The sequence below is a fragment of the Paenibacillus sp. sgz302148 genome, assembly GCF_056120465.1.
Genome location: NZ_JBVYOJ010000005.1, coordinates 68,799 through 88,012, shown reverse-complemented (window position 1 = coordinate 88,012; position 19,214 = coordinate 68,799). Strand labels below are relative to the sequence as shown.

Here is a 19,214-nt window from a genome sequence, read left to right as displayed (position 1 = left end):
GAGGCGGAAAACATTGAAGTCGGATTTATGCAACAAAGGCATTATCGTTTCATGCCAGGCGCTGCCCGGAGAACCGTTGTACGGGATGAACGCGATGGTCGGCATGGCAAAGGCTGCTTTGGAGGGAGGAGCAGTCGGTATCCGGACGAACGGCATCGACGATATCCGGGCGATCAAAAGCGAGGTTCCGATCCCCGTCATCGGCTTGATCAAACGCGTTATTCGCGGCTCGGATATTTACATTACGCCGACGATGCGCGAGGTGAGATCGATTATCGAAGCGGGAGCCGATATCGTGGCTCTTGACGCCACCGATCGCGAAGACCGGATGGAGCGGTTCGGCGTGCTGGTCGAAGAGATCCATCAAGCCGGCAAGCTGGCGATGGCCGACGTCTCGACCTTGCAGGAGGGGATCATAGCGGAGCGGCTTGGCGCCGATCTGATCTCGACGACTTTGTCAGGGTACACGCCGTACAGCCGCAAGCTGAAAGGACCGGATCTGCAGCTCGTCGCCGAGCTTTGCGCGCAAGTGAATAAGCCGGTCGTAGCCGAAGGGCGCATCTGGTCGCCGGAAGAAGCGATCGCCGCTTTCGCTGCCGGCGCGGAGTGGGTCGTCATCGGGAGCGCGATCACGCGGCCACAGCTGATTACGGCGCGGTACGTGGATCGGGCGCGGGAATGGGTCGGGAAGCAGGTATTACCGAGTTATTGACGAAGAATGTTTTGAACGAGCTAGTCAAAGCGGTTCGCAGGCTGGAGAGATCGCCGCTTGCAACGCCGCTTTATTTTGCATATAATATAGTTCATTAGTGTCTTGTTTTAATATCCATCATAAATGCGATGACGGAGAAAAGTACGCAGTGCCTCTTTACAGGGAGGAGCCGCCGGAGATTGAGAGCGGCTCTACGGAATCAGGCTGCCGAAGTTCCCTCCCGAGCAGTCCTTTGAACCGCCCTGGCCACTCGGCTTAGGCTCAAGTAGAAGGTACCGGTCACGATCCGTTAATCGAAGAGTGAATGCGTTCGGACATCGCTGCAGCGGCGAGTTGGAAGCATTCGAACAAGGGTGGTACCACGGCCATTTCGTCCCTTCACGGGAGGAATGGTCTTTTTTGTTGTCACAACAAGGAAGTTTCGATGCAAAAACTTTTAGGAGGGCATTAGCGATGAAAGAGCGGTTAACGGCATTAAAAACAGAAGCGCTGGGCGAGCTCGAGCAAGTGGCGAACCAGCAGCAATTAAACGATTTGCGGATCAAATACCTCGGCAAAAAAGGAGCGCTCACCGAAATTTTGCGCGGGATGGGTTCCTTAAGCGCAGAGGAGCGTCCGGTCATCGGGCAAGTCGGCAACGAGGTTCGTGCGGCGATCGAGGAAGTGATCGCGGCGAAGCAGGAGCGGTTCCAACAAGAAGAAACGGAAAACCGGCTGCGCGCGGAAACGATCGACGTTACGCTTCCGGGCCGTCCGAGCCAGCCTGGCGCGGTTCATCCGCTGAACAAGGTCATTCAAGAGATCGAAGATATTTTTATCGGCATGGGTTACACGGTTGCGGAAGGCCCTGAAGTGGAAAGCGATTACTACAACTTCGAGGCGTTGAACCTGCCGAAGGACCACCCGGCCCGCGACATGCAGGATTCGTTCTACATCACGGAAGATATCCTGATGCGCACGCAAACGTCTCCGGTTCAGGTTCGCACGATGGAAGCGGCCAAAGGCAAAGCGCCGCTCAAAATCATTTGCCCGGGCAAAGTATACCGCCGCGACGACGACGACGCGACGCATTCGTTCCAGTTCCATCAAATCGAAGGCCTCGTCATCGGCGAAAATATTCGTATGAGCGACCTGAAAGGGACGCTGCTGATGTTCGTGCGCGAAATGTTCGGTCAGCATACGCAAATCCGTTTGCGTCCGAGCTTCTTCCCGTTCACCGAGCCAAGCGCCGAAGTGGACGTCACTTGCGTTCACTGCCGCGGCAACGGCTGCCGCATTTGCAAGCAAACCGGCTGGCTCGAAATTCTCGGCTGCGGCATGGTGCATCCGAAGGTGCTGGAAGCCGGCGGCTACGATTCGGCGAAATATACCGGATTTGCGTTCGGCATGGGCGTCGAGCGGATTGCGATGTTGAAATACGGCATTGACGACATTCGTCATTTCTATACGAACGACCTGCGGTTTTTGAAGCAGTTTGCCCGGATATAGACCACCCCGGATATTCAGTTAGAACGGGAAGAAGAGGAGCGAAAAAACATGAAGGTATCCTATCAATGGCTAAAAGATTACGTAGATATTAACGGATATACGGGAGAGCAGCTGGCGGAGCTGTTCACGCGCGGCGGCATCGAGGTCGACATCGTCGAAAACCGCAACAAAGGCGTAAGCGGCGTTGTCGTCGGTTATGTCAAATCGCGCGAAAAGCATCCCGACGCGGACAAGCTGAGCGTGTGCGTCATCGACGCCGGCCAAGGTGAAGACCTGCAAATCGTGTGCGGAGCGAAAAATGTCGCCGCCGGACAAAAGGTGCCTGTCGCGCTGATCGGCGCGAAGCTGCCGGGCGATTTCCAAATCAAACGCGCGAAGCTGCGCGGCGTCGAATCGCAAGGCATGATCTGCTCGGCGAAGGAGCTTGGCTTGAACGACAAGCTGCTGCCGAAGGAAATTCAAGAAGGCATTCTGGTGCTGCCGGAGGATACGGAAATCGGCCGCAGCATTCTCGACGTGCTGGCGATCGACGACGAGGTGCTGGAGCTTGACCTGACGCCGAACCGTTCCGATTGTTTGAGCATGATCGGAGCGGCTTACGAAGTCGCCGCGTTGCTCGGCCGCGAAGTCAAGCTGCCGAATGCGGACGGCGAAGTCGCCGCAATCGAAAGCGGCGTGAAAGCATCGGAACATATCAGCGTCGGCATTACGGCCAAAGACCAGTGCAGCCATTACGCTGCGCGTTACATTCAGAACGTGCGCATCGGCGTTTCGCCGCTCTGGATGCAGAACAGGCTCATGGCGGCGGGTATCCGTCCGATCAACAACATCGTTGACATTACGAACTACGTTATGCTTGAATACGGCCAACCGCTGCATGCGTTTGACGCCGACCGTTTGACGAACGGCCGCATCGACGTCCGCCTCGCAAACGAAGGCGAAACGCTGACGACGCTGGACGACCAGGAGCGCAAGTTGGAGCCGCACATGCTGCTCATTACCGACGGCGTGAAGCCGGTTGCGCTCGCGGGCGTCATGGGCGGAGCCAATTCGGAAGTGACCGGCGAAACGGTCAACATCCTGCTGGAGTCGGCGAAGTTCGCAGGCAGCTCCGTGCGCAAGACGTCCCGCCAGCTTGGGCTGCGTTCCGAAGCGAGCTTGCGCTTCGAGAAGGAATCGAACCCGCAGGCGGTCATTCCGGCGCTGAACCGGGCTGCCGCGCTGATGGCGCAATATGCCGGGGGTTCCGTTGCCGCAGGCATCGTTGAGGAAATCGCTGCCGCGCCGCAAACGACAACGGTGGAGCTGTCCATCACCAAGGCAAACCGCTATATTGGCACCGCGCTGTCGGCTGCCGAGATTCAAGCGATTTTTGCCCGGCTGCAGTTCGAGACGGAGTTGTCCGGCGATACGCTTCGCGTGTCGGTACCGAACCGTCGCGGCGACATTACGCGCGACGTCGATTTGATCGAGGAAATCGCGCGGCTGTACGGCTATGACAACATTCCGACAACGGCGATCGAAGGCGAAACAACGCCGGGCTCCTTGACGAAGCCGCAGGCAATCCGCCGTTCGCTGCGCCAGTTACTGACGGCAAGCGGCCTGCAGGAGGTCATCAGCTATTCGTTTACGGGACCGGGCCAGCTCACGCATTTTGCGGGAGTGTCCGGCTTGACGGCCCAACCGATTCGCCTGTCGATGCCGATGAGCGAGGAGCGCAGCACACTGCGCACGAGCTTGCTGCCGCATCTGCTGGAAGTGGCCGCCTATAACCGTAACCGCAAGACGAACGATGTCGCCGTATTCGAAATCGGCAGCGTCTACGTTACGGAGGAAGCCAATCTGACGACACTGCCGAAGCAGCAGCATCTGCTTTCCGCATTGCTTACGGGCAGCCGCCTGTCACCGCAATGGAACGTAAAGGCCGAGCCGGTAGATTTCTTCGACATGAAAGGTTTGCTCGAAGGCGCGCTCGATTACCTCGGGATCAAAGACAAAGTCCGTTTCGTCGCGGATCAACCGACGGGCTTCCATCCGGGCCGTTCGGCATCGCTGTTTTTCGTTGACGGGCAAAAGGAAACCCGCATCGGCTACATCGGTCAGGTGCATCCGCTGCTTCAGCAGCAATACGATCTCGACGATACGTACGTGCTGGAAATCGAGCTGGATACGGTTTATGCCGGCGCCGATTTCACCATCGACTACAAAACTCTGCCGCGTTATCCGGCAAGCGAGCGCGACATGGCGCTTGTGCTCGACCTTGCCGTCGAAGTCGGCAGCTTGATCGACAAAGTGAAGGAAACGGCGGGCACGCTGCTGGAGTCGGTTCGCGTATTCGACATCTACACCGGCGAGAAGCTGGGCGAAGGCAAAAAGAGCGTTGCGCTGTCGCTCGTTTACCGTCATCCGGAGCGAACGCTCACGGACGAGGAAGTCGCGGAGCTGCACGGAACTGTCGTTGACGTTTTGACACAATCTTTTGGCGCGGAACTAAGAAAGTAGCAGGAAACAGGCAAAGCCGCATCGAATATTATTCGATGTGGCTTTTTTGCGCGCATCGAAGCATAATTTTGGTGCAACCGCCACCGAAGGCGGATTTGTTCCGTCGCGATTAAGAGGGAGATTTCCTTCGGGCATCGTTTTGGGGTAAAATAGTAGTTTCATGAGGAAACTTCGCTTATGCTTAAGGTGACCGTTTCCAAACGGGAACTTAGCCTAAGCTTACATAATTGCTTCTTAACGGAAGCTTAGCTTATGCTTATGAAGATAGCTTCCTAAAGGAAGCTTAGCCTATGCTTACGAAGATAGTTTCCTATCGGAAACTTTTAGGAGGGTACCGCTGTGAACGCAGAAAATAAAGTACGCGTAACGGTTGAAATATACGGAAATACATACAAGCTGATGGGCGATGCCAGCGGCACTTATATGAGGACGATCGCATCCCACGTCGATGATCATATGAAAAAGCTGGCCCAAGGTTTTCCGAGACTGGACATGCCTCGGATCGCCGTACTCGCCGCTGTGCATATGGCGGATGAGAATTATAAGGCGAGGAATGAATTCGAGCAGCGCGAGAAGCAAATCATCGAAAGATTAAAGCAGCTGGAAGCCGAACATGCCAAGCTGTCCGATGCTTACAAGCAGGAGCTGGAGCAAGCGGCCGCTTTAAAAACCCGCGATGCCGAGCTCACCGCACAGCTGGACAAGCTGCGGGAAGATCAGCTTAAGCTGGAGGACGAACGCAGCCGGCTAATCGCGGAGCGGGATAAAGGCGAGGCCGACCGGCTCGAGCTGGCGGACGACAACCGCAAGCTGACCGAAGAGCGCGGCAAGCTGTTAGCCGAGCGGGACAAAGCAGCGACCGATCGTCAGAAGCTGGAGGAAGACAACCGTAAGCTGACTGAAGAGCGCGGCAGATTGATGTCCGAGCGCAGCAAGCTCGCTGCAGAAGTCGACAAACATACGGCGGAACGGCGGCGTCTGGAGGAGGAGCACCGGAAGCTGACCGACGAGCGCGGCAAGTTAGCCGCCAGACATGAAGGACTCGTTCAAGAATTCAATAAGCTGAAAGCAAACCATGCCAATCTCGAAGGCTTGTACAATAAAGAAACGGCCGATAGCCAGAAGCTTAAAGAAGAAAACCAGCTGCTCATGGACGAACGCGAACAGCATATCATCCAATTCGAGGAGCTCAATAACGAGCGGGGCAAGCTCATCGACGAACATGACCGATTAATGCAGGATCATGAGAAGCTGGCCAATGAGCGCAACATCCTTTCGGCGGACAAAACGAAGCTTGCAGCCGATCTGGAAGCACAGCTCGAAGAAGCGCTCAAGCTGGAGGAAACGAACCGCAAGCTGACGGAAGAACGCGAAGTCCTGGCAGCGGACCGTGTGAAGCTTCTTGCGGAACGCGACAGCCTCACGGCAGAGCGGAGCAAGCTCGCGGCGGATTTGGAGGCGCAAGCGGCCGATCAGGAGGCTCAGCTCGAAGAAGCGCTTAAGCTGGAGGAAACGAACCGCAAGCTGACGGAAGAACGCGAAGCATTGACAGCGGAGCGTACGAAGCTTCTGGCGGAACGCGACAGCCTCACGGCAGAGCGGAGCAAGCTCGCGGCGGATTTGGAAGCGCAAGCGGCCGATCTGGAAGCGCAGCTCGAAGAAGCGCTTAAGCTGGAGGAAACGAACCGCAAGCTGACGGAAGAACGTGAAGTGCTGGCAGCGGAGCGAGTGAAGCTTCTGGCGGAACGCGACAGCCTTACGGCAGAGCGGAGCAAGCTCGCAGCGGATTTGGAAGCGCAAGCGGCCGATCTGGAGGCGCAGCTCGAAGAAGCGCTCAAGCTGGAGGAAACGAACCGCAAACTGGCGGAGGAACGCGGCCAGCTGGCTGCCGACCGCGCCAAGGTTATCGCGGAGCGCGATCATTTGGTCGCAGACCGGATGAAGCAGTCTGCTGAGCTGGAAGCGCAGCTTGAGGAAGTGGACAAGCTGGAACAAATCAACCGCCAACTTGCGGAGGAACGCAACAGGCTCATCGCCGAGCGGGACAAATGGATTGCGGACCGCGCGAAGCTTTCGGCCGAGCTGGACGGGCAGGTCGAGGAAACGATCAAGCTGGAGGAGTCAAACCGCAAGCTTGCCGACAAGCACGCGGAACTGGAAGCGGGGCATGCGAAGCTTGTGTCGGAACGCGACCGGCTGTCCGCCGAATTGGACGGGCAAATCGAAGAATCGCTTAAGCTTGAAGAAGAGAACCGCAAGCTGGCCGAAGAACGCGGCAAGCTGATGTCGGAGCGAAGCAGCTTGGCGGCCGAATGCGAAAAGCTGGCGACGGAGCTCGATCAGCAGGCGAAGGCTCGAGGGCAGCTGGAAGAGCTGCAAACGTTGCTTGAGAACGACATTCGCAAGCTGCAGCAGGATCAATCGGCGCAAGCAGGAAGCTTCAAGAAGCTGAGTGCGGATTACGAACAGTTGAGAGAAGAAAACGGCAAACTTGGCGAAGAGCTTATTCGTTCCCGACAGGCCGCCGAACAGCTGGAACTTCAGCAGAAGCAGCTGCTTGCCGAACGGGACCGTCTGGCTGAAGAGAAAAGCACGTTGTCGGCCTCGCAGCAATCGTTGACCGAACGCTGCGCCAAGCTGGAGAGCGAACAAAACGAACTGATCGAGGAACAAGACCGCCTGGAGCAAGCTTTGCGGCAGCTGCAAGACGCTCACGATCAAGCGGCATCCGGACAGAGCGACCTGCTTGAGCGCGAGCTGAAGCTGACCGATCAGCTTCGGAAGAGCGAAGAGGATAGTTTGCGGATATTGGAATCGCAGCAAATGCTGGAAGAAACCATTGAAGGGCTGAAGGAGCGACTCGAACGATTGTCCCGAGCCGAGCAAGCGCTGGCTGCGGAGCGGGACAAGCTGGCCGCGGAACACCGCAACCTGGAAGAGGAGCACCTGCAGCTTCACGACGAACATCTTCGCGAAGCCGCAGAACGTAAAAAGCTCGAGAACGATCATAAACGGCTGCTTGAGGAATACGAAAAAATCGCCGAAGCGCACCGGAAGCTGGGTGATGCGTATGAGCAGCTGGAAGACGAGCGGCGGAAGCTCGTGAAAGAGCGGCATACGATGATCGAGGAACTGGAAGGCGAAAAGCGCAAGGACGATTCCGTACATGAGGAATATCGCAAGCTAAAAGAAGAATATGCGAAGCTGCAGGTCGAATTTAACGAATGGATCGAGCTCGTCGTCGAGCAGGATCCGCCGCGCAATGCGTAAGAGGCGACCGTGAGCGCGCTAGATATCGTCTTTTCCGTTGCGTTGATCGGGGGAATGATGCTGGGTTATAGCCGTGGATTTATTAACCAGCTCATTTCCATTGCGGGTTTGCTCATTGCTTATTTGGTCGCGGTGACGTTTTACGACGACATCGCGCCGGTTTTGCGCACGATGCTTCCTTTTTCGACAAACGAAACTTATCGGCAGTATGATGCGATCGTTCAGGGGTTGCAGCTCGACAAATATATTTATAATGCCTTAGCTTTCGCGTTGTTGTTTTTTATCGTAAAATTCGGCTTGACGATCGTTGGTTACGTGCTGAATTTTATCGCCAAGGCGCCAGGCTTGAATACGCTCAACAAATGGTGCGGGGCGCTGCTCGCTTTGGCCGAGGTTGCGATTCTTATCATGATCGCCGTTCATGTCTTGAATGCATGGCCGTCTGCCAATGTGCAGGGCTGGGTGAAAAATTCTCGAATCGCCCCATACGTGCTGGAGCAAGCGCCGCTCTCGAAATTGCTCAATCTTAAAGATCTTCTCCCGATCGATAAGGAGCCTGAACCGGAACGGTCCAAGCCCGTATGATGTGCAAGATATTGTTATTTTCCGCTATATTCGAACAAAGAACCGCTCGCGCCGTTTTTCGGCAGCGATGCCAAACGAAGAAGATCCGGTGCCGAGGTGGCCGGGTCTTTTCCTGTTGCGTGCATTTCGCTTCGGACCGTACCGGGATTGTACAGATTGGCGAGAATGCCATAATTGCTTTCCTCTTCGGCAACCGTCCGGGTAAGAGATTCAAGACCGGCCTTGCTTGCGCCGTAGGCGGCATATCCGCCAGCCCCGTTCACGGCGAGTCCAGATGTAATATTGATAATTCGTCCATAATGCTGCTTCCGCATAATCGGCAGGCATGCCTTCGTGAGCAGAAAAGGTCCGGTCAGGTTGACGGCAAGCTGCTCATTCCATTCTGAAAGCGAGGTTTCGATCGTTTGGCCGATTTCGACGATCGCAGCGTTATTGACAAGGATATCGATCCGGCCGAGCGAGGCAACCGTCTCCTTGACGATGTTCGCTACATCGGCTTCCCTCGAAACGTCGCCGTTTACGACGACAGATTTCCCTCCGGCTTCGTCGATGAGCTTCGCCGTTTCGGCAATCTTATCTTTGCGGCGACCGACCAGCACAACCGCCGCTCCCTCCGCGGCAAAAGCCATAGCGGTTGCTCTGCCCAGCCCGCTGCCCGCACCTGTAACGACAGCTACGCGATCCGATAAAACACCCATAATTCCTACCTCCAAACTAGTATTTAACGACATCATAACAGAACCGGCCTTTGTGGGAAAGAGGCTGAGCTATCACGGTTTCTTATGCAGGATTGCGTTTTCGCTTATGCGTTTTTTGGAGCAATAAAAAACCCCCGCAAACCGTTAAGTTCGCAGGGGTTATGATGCTATATATGTTATTCTTCCACGATCAGTTTAGCCACCATGTCATTATGTCCGTTTCCGCACATGATGTTGCATTTGAATTCGTAAGTTCCTGCCGTATCCGGCGTGATCACTTTCGATTTTTTGTTGCTGTTGAGCTCGACCCCGAGTTCTTTAATAATAAGGCCGTGGTTGCCGCCGTCGTTTTTGAACGTAAGCTTGACGGCTTCGCCTTTCTTCACTTTATATTCCGGTTGGTCGAATTTGAAGTTGCTCGCTGTAATGACCACTTCCTTCGATGCGGTTTGCTCCGCGGACGTGTCTTCCGTTTTGCTTCCGCATGCGGCAAGTCCGAATACGAATAAAGCGGCTGCCATAAGTACCCATAATTTTTTCATTTGAAGTCCCCTCCGAAAAAAGTTTTTGCTATAAATTACAAATAGATCATACCGCTTTTCGGCTCCGAATGCAGTGACAAAGTTATGAATTGTTCATGAAGGATCATTGAATTTCCGGCCGTATCCCATGCGGCACGAAATAAAAAACGCAAAATAGCCCAATCCGTTAAGGATTTGGGCTATTTGCCGAATGTGCACCGAATTCAAGTTATTTATGGCGATCCTTTGCCGCATCGAACGGAGTGCTGACCGGAATGAACAAATCGATAATCCCGATCACAAGGGCGGCGAGTATGGCGCCAAGAACCGTGACGCTCACGCCTCCGACAATAAATTGAGCAACCCAGATGACCAAGGCACTAACTAAAAATCCGACGATGCCTCGGCCGAAAGGAGTGACTCTTTTGCCGAATATGCCCTCAATTACCCATCCGATGGCGGCGATGACCAGAGCCAGGAACAAGGCGCTCCAGAAGCCGCCTACGCTAAATTGCGGGACAATCCAACCGACAAACATCAATACTAAAGCCGCTACGATAAATCGTACGACGTGTCCCAAAAAGCTCATGCGTAAAACCTCCTCCAAATGTTGAAGCTGCTCAAAAACCGGTTTGCGACCGCGAAAAGCAGTAACAAGCTGAATCCGGGGATCGTTGCATCTTTCGGTGCACTATATATCTTATCCAACGTGACAAGCGATATGAACGGCATAATCCTCCAAGGCATTTGCATCATTATAGGAGAAAATCGGTATTAATCGTTTGTTCATGGCGTTTTAAAACCGCTTTGGATATAATATGTGAAGAGGGAGGGGTCAACCTTTGAACGAAAAAGTATTAAAAACGATGGAATATGCTAAAATTTTACATAAATTAGCTTTTCATGCGGCAACTGGTTTAGGCAAGGAACGCTCCGAAATGTTAACGCCGAGCAGCGACGTAGATGAAGTCAAACGCCGGCTGCAAGCAACGGACGAAGCGTACCGAATCGATCGGCTGAAAGGAAACGCGCCGTTCGGCGGCGTAACCGATATCCGTCCCGGACTGCATCGGGCCAGAATCGGCGGTATGCTGGGTCCGGCGGAGTTGATCGCCATTGCGAACTCGATTTTCGGCGGACGCAGGCTGAAGCGGTTTGTCGAAAGCGTACACGAAGAAGAACCCGTTCAGTTGATTTATGGAATATGCGGTTTATTATCCGAGAATAAACCGCTGGAGGACGAGATCAAAAGCTGCATCGACGAGCAGGGAGAAGTGTTGGATTCCGCGAGTCCGGCGCTCATGACCATTCGCAAGGAGCTGCGCAACGGCGAATCGCGCATCCGCGAGAAGCTGGAGCAAATGCTGAGAACTTCGTCGGTGCAGAAGATGCTGCAGGAATTGATCATTACGATCCGCAACGACCGGTTCGTTATTCCCGTGAAGCAGGAGTACCGTTCGAATTTCGGCGGCATCGTACACGATCAATCCGGTTCCGGAGCGACGTTGTTTATCGAGCCGGAATCGATTGTTCAGATGAACAACCGGCTGCGCGAGCTGCGGATGAAGGAAGAGCAGGAAATCGAAAAAATATTGCGGCGATTGACTGCACTCGTCGAAGTGGAGGTCGATCCGCTGCTTGTCCATGTCGATGCGTTGGCCGAGCTTGATTTTATATTCGCCAAGGCGCGTCTTGCTCATGAAATGAAAGCATCGCTGCCGCTCATGAACGACCGCGGCTTTCTAAAGCTGCGCAAAGGAAGGCATCCGCTCATTCCGGCCGATAAAGTCGTTCCGATTGATGTGGAGCTTGGCAATCAATATACGGCGATACTCGTGACCGGTCCGAATACGGGCGGCAAAACGGTAACGCTGAAAACGATCGGCTTATTGAATTTGATGGCGATGTCGGGTTTGTTCATTCCTGCCGAAGACGGCAGCCAAATGTGCGTGTTCGACGCAATCTATGCCGATATCGGCGACGAGCAAAGCATTGAACAAAACTTGAGTACGTTCTCCAGCCATATGACGAACATAATCGGCATCTTGCGGGATATGACGCCGAAAAGCATGGTCATGCTCGACGAGCTTGGAGCGGGAACCGACCCGGCGGAAGGGTCGGCGCTTGCGATCGCACTGCTGGAGCATATGCACCGGCTTGGATGCCGGATTGTGGCGACGACGCACTACAGCGAGTTGAAAGCTTATGCGTATGACCGCAAAGGCATGATCAATGCGAGCATGGAATTCGATATCAATACGCTAAGCCCGACTTACCGGCTGCTCGTCGGCGTTCCCGGCCGAAGCAATGCGTTTGCCATCGCGGAAAGGCTCGGCTTATCGAAGGGGATTATCGATGATGCTCGCGGCCATGTGAAAGACGACGACCAGCGCGTCGAATCGATGATCGCCTCGCTCGAGGAAGACCGGTTATCCGCGGAAGCGGATCGCCATACGGCCGAACAGCTGCGCCGCGAGGTAGAGCAGCTGCGCAGCCAACTGGAAGCGGAGCGGGAGCGGTTCGAGGGGCAGCGCGAGAAGCTGATGGAGAAAGCGGAGCAGGACGCACGCACCGCCGTAGCCAAGGCGCGCAAGGAAGCGGACGAAATCATTGCAGAGCTGCGCCGCATGGCGATGGAAGAGCGCGGCTCGGTGAAGGAGCACAGGCTGATCGAAGCGCGGAAGCGTCTTGACGATGCGGTGCCTGAGCTTGCCAAGAAGCAGGCGGCAACACGCACGAAAGCGAAGCCGCAAAAAATCGGCGCAGGCGATGAGGTCGTCGTCTACAGCCTGAACCAGAAAGGCCATGTCGTCGAGCTTGTCGGCACGACGGAAGCGCTCGTGCAGCTGGGCATCATGAAGATGAAGGTGCGGCTTGACGACCTGGAGCTTGTGAAGCAAGCTTCCTCTCAGCCTGCCGGACAGAAGCAGCATGCGGCCAGCGTCAAGCGATCCCGCGACGAAAATGTCCGTACCGAGCTCGATTTGCGCGGCGCGAATCTGGAGGAAGCGCTCGTCGAGGTCGATCGGTTCCTCGATGAAGCGATCATGTCGAATCTCGGCCAGGTGTATATCATCCACGGCAAAGGCACCGGCGTGCTGCGAACGGGGATCCAGGAATTTTTGCGCAAGCATAAACATGTGAAAGGACACCGGCTCGGCGAATACGGAGAAGGAGGAGCCGGCGTAACGGTCGCTGCCTTGAAATAGGCGGCGATCTTTTCTTTTCCTGAAACTTTCGGCACACCCGCGCGTAATGATTAGAATTATGCTATAATTCCGTCAAAGGCGGTGTGTCACCTTGAATCGTGAAATCGATCAATTGCTGGCGAATCCGTATATTGAGATGCTGGCTTTTTTTTCTGTCGCTTGCTTGGCGCTCATCATTTTTTTGGCGCTATTTGAATTTGTGACCAAATATAAATGCTGGGATGAAATCAAAAACGGCAATTTGTCCGTTGCGATGGCGACCGGCGGTAAAATTTTCGGAATATGCAACATCTTTCGGTTCTGCCAGCAGTCCAACGATACGATTTACGAAGCGCTTCTGTGGGCGTCCTTCGGATTCGTGCTGCTGCTCGCGGCTTATTTTATGTTTGAGTTTTTGACGCCGGTATTCAAAATCGATGAAGAGATTCGGAAAGATAACCGCGCGGTTGGTTTCATCGCGATGGTTATTTCTGTTTCGTTGTCTTATGTCATCGGTTCCGGCATTGAATAACGGAACGGCGAAGCATGAACATTCGGAGGCAAATGGAAATGAAATATTTGTGGGGAACGCTGTTTGCACTTGCCGTTATTTTTTTTGCGGTGGGCGTTTATTATTTGCTTAACGGAGGAATGGGGTTATGAGTCAAATTTGTCCATGGTGCGAAACGCCGATTACTTGGGATGAAGAGATCGGTCCTGAGGAAACATGTCCGCATTGCTTCAACGAGCTGGACGGATATCGTTCGATTCAATTCAAGGTCGATACCGGGCGGAACGATGCCGGCGGCGATTCGAAACGAACAGCCGGCTACGAACCGGATGACGAGGATTGGGATGATGCCGAGGATAACGACGATGCTTTTCCGGCGGATGAGCTTGACGACGATTTTGCCGCGGAGGACGAGGAGCTGCGCAACTACGAGGAAGCGGTGGAAAGTTACCTCGACGTGCAGGAAGAGATTCACGAATGCATTAGCTGCCGCGAGGACATGGTGCTGACCGGACAGAACAAGCTGGATGCTTCGACGTTTGTGCCGAACGTACCGGCGGGCAAAGCCTCGTTTCTGGAAGCGCCTTTTGCCGTGAACGTATACGTATGCCCCGGCTGTTTCCGCGTGGAATATAGCTTGTCGGATGAAGATCGGGTTCGAACCATTCAAAGGCACGGCAGCGGAAAATAAAGGATAATCGTTTGATTGGCGTTTCATCCCGTCATTTGTAGGGCACCTTATAAAAGTTGGCAGGTAGGTGCATAACTTGACGGTAGGTGATCGTAATGGAACGAGTGAAGCGCCGGTTATCGGATCGATTGAAGGACGATGCTTCGCGTAAGGGCCTTACCGGCACAGACGCCGGCAGTAAGGCCGGAACCCCCGATTCGGATCGCGAAACAACCCGGGACGCCGGTTCCCGATTGAACGGACAGGCCGCCCTGCTCCTTGCGGTTAACAGTTTGTTTGCCATCGCGAATGCGCTCTCGGGCACATACGTAAACGTCTATTTGTGGAAAGCGAAAAACGATTTTGTCATGATCGGCTGGTTTGCGCTGGTGCAGCAGCTGACGATGGGCTTCACCTTTTGGCTTGCGGGCAAATGGGTCAAGGAGCATAACAAGATGAACAGCCTGCGGCTTGGCGTGGCCGTATCGGCTTTATTTTATTTGCTCGTTTTGTCGCTGGGCAAGCTTGCGGTTTATTACGTGCTGCCTCTCGGCATCGTGCAAGGGATGGCGTCCGGCTTTTTTTGGCTCGCATTTAACGTCGTTTATTTTGAAGTGACGGGACCGGAAAACCGCGACAAGTTCAACGGCTGGGCCGGATTGCTCGGTTCCTTTTCCGGCATATTGGCACCCTGGGTATCGGGCTGGCTTATTACGCGGCTTGGTGACGGAACGGGTTACCGGGTTATTTTTACCGTATCGCTTGTTATATTCGTCATTGGCGTTGTCGCCAGTTTTTTTCTGAAAAAACGGAAGGTTCGCGGAGAATATATGTGGCTCCATGCGATCGCTCAGCTAAAGGAACCCGGCAACCCGTGGCGTTTAGTCGTACCCGCATTGGCCATGCAAGGAGTGCGCGAGGGCGTTTTCGGCTTTATGATCGGCCTGATGGTATACATCGCCACGAAAAACGAGATGAAGCTCGGCAATTTTTCATTAATTACGTCAGCGGTTGCGTTGCTCAGTTATTGGGCGATCGGCAAGCTGCTCAAGCTGCGTTACCGAAAATTCGCGATGCTGGTCGGAACCGTTGCGATGACGGTTGTCATTCTGCCATTTTTTTGGCGGGTCGATTATACGACGCTGCTTATCTTCGGCATCGGCACGTCGCTGTTCATTCCTTTGTTTACGATCCCGATGACTTCTTCCGTCTTCGATTTAATCGGGCAAAACGAACAAAGCGCCAAAGAACGGGTCGAATATGTCGTATTGCGGGAACTCGGCTTAACGATCGGCCGGGTGGCGGGTACATTGGCTTTTATTATCGTCATCGCGCAAAGCAAGGCGCCGCTTGTCGTCAACGTGCTTATGCTATGTATCGGAAGCGCGCCGATTTTCGGTTGGTTCATGATTCGGGGCTACTTGAACGGAAAAGCGGCCAAGGTGAAATAAAGGTATTGAAATAAAGGTGGAATGGATATGGGGAAAAGACTGGTTGCCGCGAATGTGACGGAGCTGATCGGCGATACGCCGGCCGTGCGTCTCAATCGGCTTGTCGGCGGCGAAGATGCCGAAGTGTACGTGAAACTGGAGATGTTCAACCCAAGCGGCAGCGTGAAGGACCGTGCGGCGTTTAATCTGATTGCGACCGCGGAGCGGCAGGGCTTGCTTAAGCCGGGGGCAACGATCATCGAGCCGACAAGCGGCAATACCGGTATCGGGCTTGCGATGAATGCCGCGGCCAAAGGATATCGGGCGATTCTCATCATGCCCGACAATATGACGAAGGAGCGGATCAATCTGCTCAAGGCGTACGGAGCCGAAGTCGTGTTGACGCCTGCGGCGGAACGGATGCCGGGCGCCATTCGCAAGGCGCTGGAGCTTGCGGCGGATATTCCGGGCAGCTTCATTCCGCAGCAATTCGAAAATCCGGCGAACCCGGATATTCATCGCATCACGACGGCGCGGGAAATACTCGAGCAGATGGATCGACGGCTCGATGCGTTCGTTGCAACTTCGGGAACCGGCGGCACGATTACGGGAACGGGCGAAGTGCTCAAAGAAACGCTGCCCGGCATCCGGATTTATGTTGTCGAGCCGCAAGGCTCGCCCGTCCTGTCAGGGGGCTCCCCGGGACCGCACAAGCTCGTCGGTACGAGCCCCGGATTCGTTCCTGCGATTTTGAATACTTCCATATACGATGAGATCGTGCAGGTATCCGACGAGGATGCGCTCTCGACAATGAGAGATTTGGCGCGCAAGGAAGGAATTTTGGTCGGTCCGTCGTCCGGGGCGTCGGTGTGGACCGCGCTTCAAGTTGCGCGCCGTCTCGGAAGCGGCAAGCGGGTGTTGTGCATCGCTCCTGATACGGGCGAGCGTTATTTGAGCATGGACGTGTTCTGAGTCGGTGTTTTGTACAGTTTAGTATCGGTACACATCGAAACGGTTTCCGTCGCGATCGTAGAAATGGAACCATGAAAACCCGTCGACCGGCGGGTACCCTAATATATCGGAAACGATAACCCCTTCTTTTCTTAGGAAAGCATGATATTCGGCGAACTGCTGCTTGTCATGCATGACGCAATTTGGTCTTGCGGCGCCGTCCAACCGGCTAGGGGCGGCGCTTTTTTGTTCTCGCGAGACCTCCAATACCCACATCGAATATTCATCGGGATGATGCTCCAAATCGAGTCCCATGAGCAAATATCCTTCTTTTGTCCGATCGTCCAGCAATCGCATGCCGACATATTGTTCGTACCAAGCTCTGGCGAGGCTCAAGTCGGAGACGCCGATTCGATTCCAGGACGGGACAAATCGCGGCTCGCCCTCGGGTATTTGAGGATCGCTTTGTGCCGTCAGCATAATTTGTTCGCTAGTTGCCCAAAAGTCAAAGCAGGTGCTGCCCCCGGGACCGGTGTAAAATGGTCCGACACGAACGCCTTGCTCCCGCAAATAAGCGTGCGTTTCGTCAATGTCTCTTGTGCGCCAGCACCAGCGGACGCGCGTTTCGGCAGTAAGAGCGGTCAGCAAAGGATCGGCATCTCCGCGAAGCTCGAGAGATTGGATGCAGGAGCCGAAGCCCAGCAGCGTTTTCCGTTCTCGAATAATCGGGTTCAGCGGGTGGGAAGGCCGGTTGTCGAATTGATGCTGCAGCTTCCATCCCATGTGGGTCGTACAGAAGTTGACAACTTCGTCGTGAACCGCCATAGGGACGTGGATATTTCCTCCGTCATATGCTAAAGCGGGGATAGCTCGTCTATGCTGGGAGGTGCTGGATTCTCCGGCTTCAACAGCCGACTTGTGCAATCGGCCGTGGATGATCCGAAGGGAAGGCGGGACTAGCTGAGGCTGGTAATTTTCCGGTTGTTCGACGGGAAGCTTCTTGGCGTTTTCGCTCATCGTTTATTCCTCTTTTCCATTTCAAAATGTAATCGGCTGAATCGGGCGCTCGCGGCGCCTTACCGGTACGTAACAGGTTACTTGCAATCGCTCGATGGCTTGGTCGCCTCGTACGACATACTCCGCAAACCATTGCCGGGTATCGTCCCGCTCATAGACCGGCTGGCGTTCCAACCAAGCGGAAATCTGCTCCACAACTCCGCTCATCGTTCCATACACTTCCGTCGTGAGGCAAGCGTATTCTCCGCCGCCTAGCGATTTTGCACATAATTGGGGTGGAATGGCTTCGGAAATAGCTCTGGAAATCGCTCCGGCATTACCTTCAGCGTTGCCTTCAGTAATGTGTGCTTCCCCACCCTCTATCAAATCTCTGCTAACACATCCGCCAAAATCTTTTGCCATTTCGGCAGCAAATCCGTCGATATCTACTGCCAACTGGATCCCGGCTTCCCACCAGCGATGGAAGGGCGATTCAGGTACGGGCCATGCATAAGCCATATAATAACGGCATTCCCGCTGGCTTGGCAGCCAATCGGCCCGGCATATCCATTCCGTTAGCGATGCTTCGGCCCGTTGTTGCGCGTCGTTTCCATATGCTCGGGCGAATGCTACCCGTCGGATGCCGACATGGACAATGCGAATAAAAGGTTGTGCAAGCCTGCGGCGAACCGGCATATAAAGATGCAAACGTGCAGCCTTGCCCCGGTAGGATATGAACTCCTCAAGGAAAGGACCTTCCGCAAGCGAAAACTTGCTGGACGGAAGCCAATCGGAGAGCAGCCGGTTCCAAGTACGGACGATCGCTTCAGGATTGCCGAACGCGGTGCTCGTCACCGCATACAGCCCGCCGGGAAAAGTATCCCACTCCCACGTGCTATCGGCTATCGAATCGTTCGACTCGCCACCACCCCCATGTCCCGCCGATTTCCCGATCGTTGCCTCACCTTGCGGCGGTGCTAGCATCATTCGATAGGCGTGTCGAAGATCGGGTTGATCTTCGGTAAACGGCGGATCGCAATTGTACCCGAAAAACCGGGTTTGCGTGCCGTTCCATCCAAGCCTCATAATTTCACGGTAAGCCGATTGGAAAGCTCCCGGCTCGAGCTGTTCCGGTTCCGCTGCGAGATAGCGGCAGGCAAGCACACGCATCGTCGGCAAGGTTATGATTTTGACGGTGGCTTGCTCGTCTTCCGAAGTCAGACGGATCGGCTCGAAGCTGTAATAGATGCCGACAGCGGCCCGATATTGCGACGGGGTGAAGCCGGTGCATTTTTTGAACAGCTTGGCAAAGGATTGAAAGGAGTCGAATCCGCCGGCCTGCGCAATATGAGTTAATGAATGGCCGGTTTCCGTGATCAATCGCGCGGCTTCGCTTATTTTTCGTTTTCGTATGTACTCTTTGACCGGGTGTCCGGTATTGGCCTGGAACAGCCTGTACAGCTGAGGCTGGGAGACGCAGGCACAAGCTGCGATTTCGTCCAGCGTGATGGTTTCATGCAGCCGTTCTTCGATATAATCGAGCATCGATTGTACCGTTCGGATGTCGTTGATTGAATCACCTCATCTTCAGAGGATGGAAAACTTAACCACGTCTGAGTTCATTATACCAAGTTGCGATTTGGAGGACAGTGTCAATTTTTATCCGAAATTAGGCGCCGTTAAAAATAATCG

General features: G+C 54.5%; 15 protein-coding genes and 1 other annotated feature. Of the genes, 10 read left to right on the top strand and 5 right to left on the bottom strand.

Annotated features, from left to right (window positions below; all coding sequences use genetic code 11):
• The first annotated feature begins 13 nt into the window (after window positions 1-13).
• The 5 genes from AC0LWM_RS09160 to AC0LWM_RS09140 all read left to right on the top strand — a co-directional run bounded on the left by AC0LWM_RS09160 (window position 14) and on the right by AC0LWM_RS09140 (window position 8,557).
• The gene (locus AC0LWM_RS09160) at window positions 14-712 is read left to right on the top strand and encodes an N-acetylmannosamine-6-phosphate 2-epimerase (protein ID WP_474674617.1); all 699 of its coding nucleotides are present in this window, start codon (window positions 14-16) and stop codon (window positions 710-712) included.
• A 119-nt stretch (window positions 713-831) separates the two neighbouring features.
• Window positions 832-1,093, top strand: a binding site (T-box leader).
• A gap of 72 nt (window positions 1,094-1,165) precedes the next feature.
• Entirely contained in the window at window positions 1,166-2,200 is a 1,035-nt protein-coding gene (pheS, locus tag AC0LWM_RS09155; RefSeq protein WP_474674616.1) for a phenylalanine--tRNA ligase subunit alpha, read from the top strand.
• 48 nt (window positions 2,201-2,248) lie between these two features.
• Window positions 2,249-4,702, top strand: coding sequence for a phenylalanine--tRNA ligase subunit beta (pheT, locus tag AC0LWM_RS09150; RefSeq protein ID WP_474674615.1), 2,454 nt, complete (start codon window positions 2,249-2,251; stop codon window positions 4,700-4,702).
• 339 nt (window positions 4,703-5,041) lie between these two features.
• Window positions 5,042-7,972, top strand: coding sequence for a cell division protein ZapA (zapA, locus tag AC0LWM_RS09145; protein WP_474674614.1), 2,931 nt, complete (start codon window positions 5,042-5,044; stop codon window positions 7,970-7,972).
• Between the two features lie 9 nt (window positions 7,973-7,981).
• Complete coding sequence (locus tag AC0LWM_RS09140; RefSeq protein WP_474674613.1) at window positions 7,982-8,557, top strand: CvpA family protein; 576 nt, start codon at window positions 7,982-7,984, stop codon at window positions 8,555-8,557.
• 14 nt (window positions 8,558-8,571) lie between these two features.
• Here AC0LWM_RS09140 and AC0LWM_RS09135 read toward each other — a convergent pair whose 3' ends face one another.
• The 3 genes from AC0LWM_RS09135 to AC0LWM_RS09125 all read right to left on the bottom strand — a co-directional run bounded on the left by AC0LWM_RS09135 (window position 8,572) and on the right by AC0LWM_RS09125 (window position 10,365).
• Window positions 8,572-9,255 carry an SDR family NAD(P)-dependent oxidoreductase gene (locus AC0LWM_RS09135; protein WP_474674612.1) on the bottom strand — a complete coding sequence of 228 codons (684 nt, stop codon included), beginning with the start codon at window positions 9,253-9,255 and terminating at the stop codon, window positions 8,572-8,574.
• A gap of 176 nt (window positions 9,256-9,431) precedes the next feature.
• On the bottom strand, window positions 9,432-9,797 hold the full coding sequence (locus AC0LWM_RS09130; protein ID WP_474674611.1) for a cupredoxin domain-containing protein: 366 nt from the start codon (window positions 9,795-9,797) through the stop codon (window positions 9,432-9,434).
• 208 nt (window positions 9,798-10,005) lie between these two features.
• Entirely contained in the window at window positions 10,006-10,365 is a 360-nt protein-coding gene (locus tag AC0LWM_RS09125; protein ID WP_474674610.1) for a phage holin family protein, read from the bottom strand.
• Between the two features lie 253 nt (window positions 10,366-10,618).
• On the opposite strand from AC0LWM_RS09125, the gene AC0LWM_RS09120 reads away from it, so the two are divergent.
• From AC0LWM_RS09120 to cysK, 5 genes are all read left to right on the top strand, one after another.
• The gene (locus tag AC0LWM_RS09120; protein WP_474674609.1) at window positions 10,619-12,985 is read left to right on the top strand and encodes an endonuclease MutS2; all 2,367 of its coding nucleotides are present in this window, start codon (window positions 10,619-10,621) and stop codon (window positions 12,983-12,985) included.
• A gap of 91 nt (window positions 12,986-13,076) precedes the next feature.
• The gene (locus AC0LWM_RS09115; RefSeq protein ID WP_474674608.1) at window positions 13,077-13,496 is read left to right on the top strand and encodes a DUF350 domain-containing protein; all 420 of its coding nucleotides are present in this window, start codon (window positions 13,077-13,079) and stop codon (window positions 13,494-13,496) included.
• Window positions 13,497-13,623: 127 nt separating this feature from the next.
• On the top strand, window positions 13,624-14,166 hold the full coding sequence (locus tag AC0LWM_RS09110) for a hypothetical protein (RefSeq protein WP_474674607.1): 543 nt from the start codon (window positions 13,624-13,626) through the stop codon (window positions 14,164-14,166).
• Window positions 14,167-14,261: 95 nt separating this feature from the next.
• Window positions 14,262-15,596 carry an MFS transporter gene (locus AC0LWM_RS09105; protein ID WP_474674606.1) on the top strand — a complete coding sequence of 445 codons (1,335 nt, stop codon included), beginning with the start codon at window positions 14,262-14,264 and terminating at the stop codon, window positions 15,594-15,596.
• A gap of 27 nt (window positions 15,597-15,623) precedes the next feature.
• Window positions 15,624-16,547 (top strand): cysteine synthase A, encoded by a 924-nt coding sequence (gene cysK / locus AC0LWM_RS09100; protein WP_474674605.1) that lies wholly within the window; start codon window positions 15,624-15,626, stop codon window positions 16,545-16,547.
• 18 nt (window positions 16,548-16,565) lie between these two features.
• Here cysK and AC0LWM_RS09095 read toward each other — a convergent pair whose 3' ends face one another.
• Both AC0LWM_RS09095 and AC0LWM_RS09090 read right to left on the bottom strand, forming a co-directional pair.
• A complete protein-coding gene (locus tag AC0LWM_RS09095) occupies window positions 16,566-17,543 on the bottom strand; it encodes a VOC family protein (RefSeq protein ID WP_474674604.1) in 978 nt (325 codons plus the stop codon).
• Between the two features lie 21 nt (window positions 17,544-17,564).
• Window positions 17,565-19,067, bottom strand: a complete 1,503-nt coding sequence (locus AC0LWM_RS09090) for a helix-turn-helix domain-containing protein (RefSeq protein WP_474674603.1) — start codon at window positions 19,065-19,067, stop codon at window positions 17,565-17,567.
• Between the last annotated feature and the right edge of the window lie 147 nt (window positions 19,068-19,214).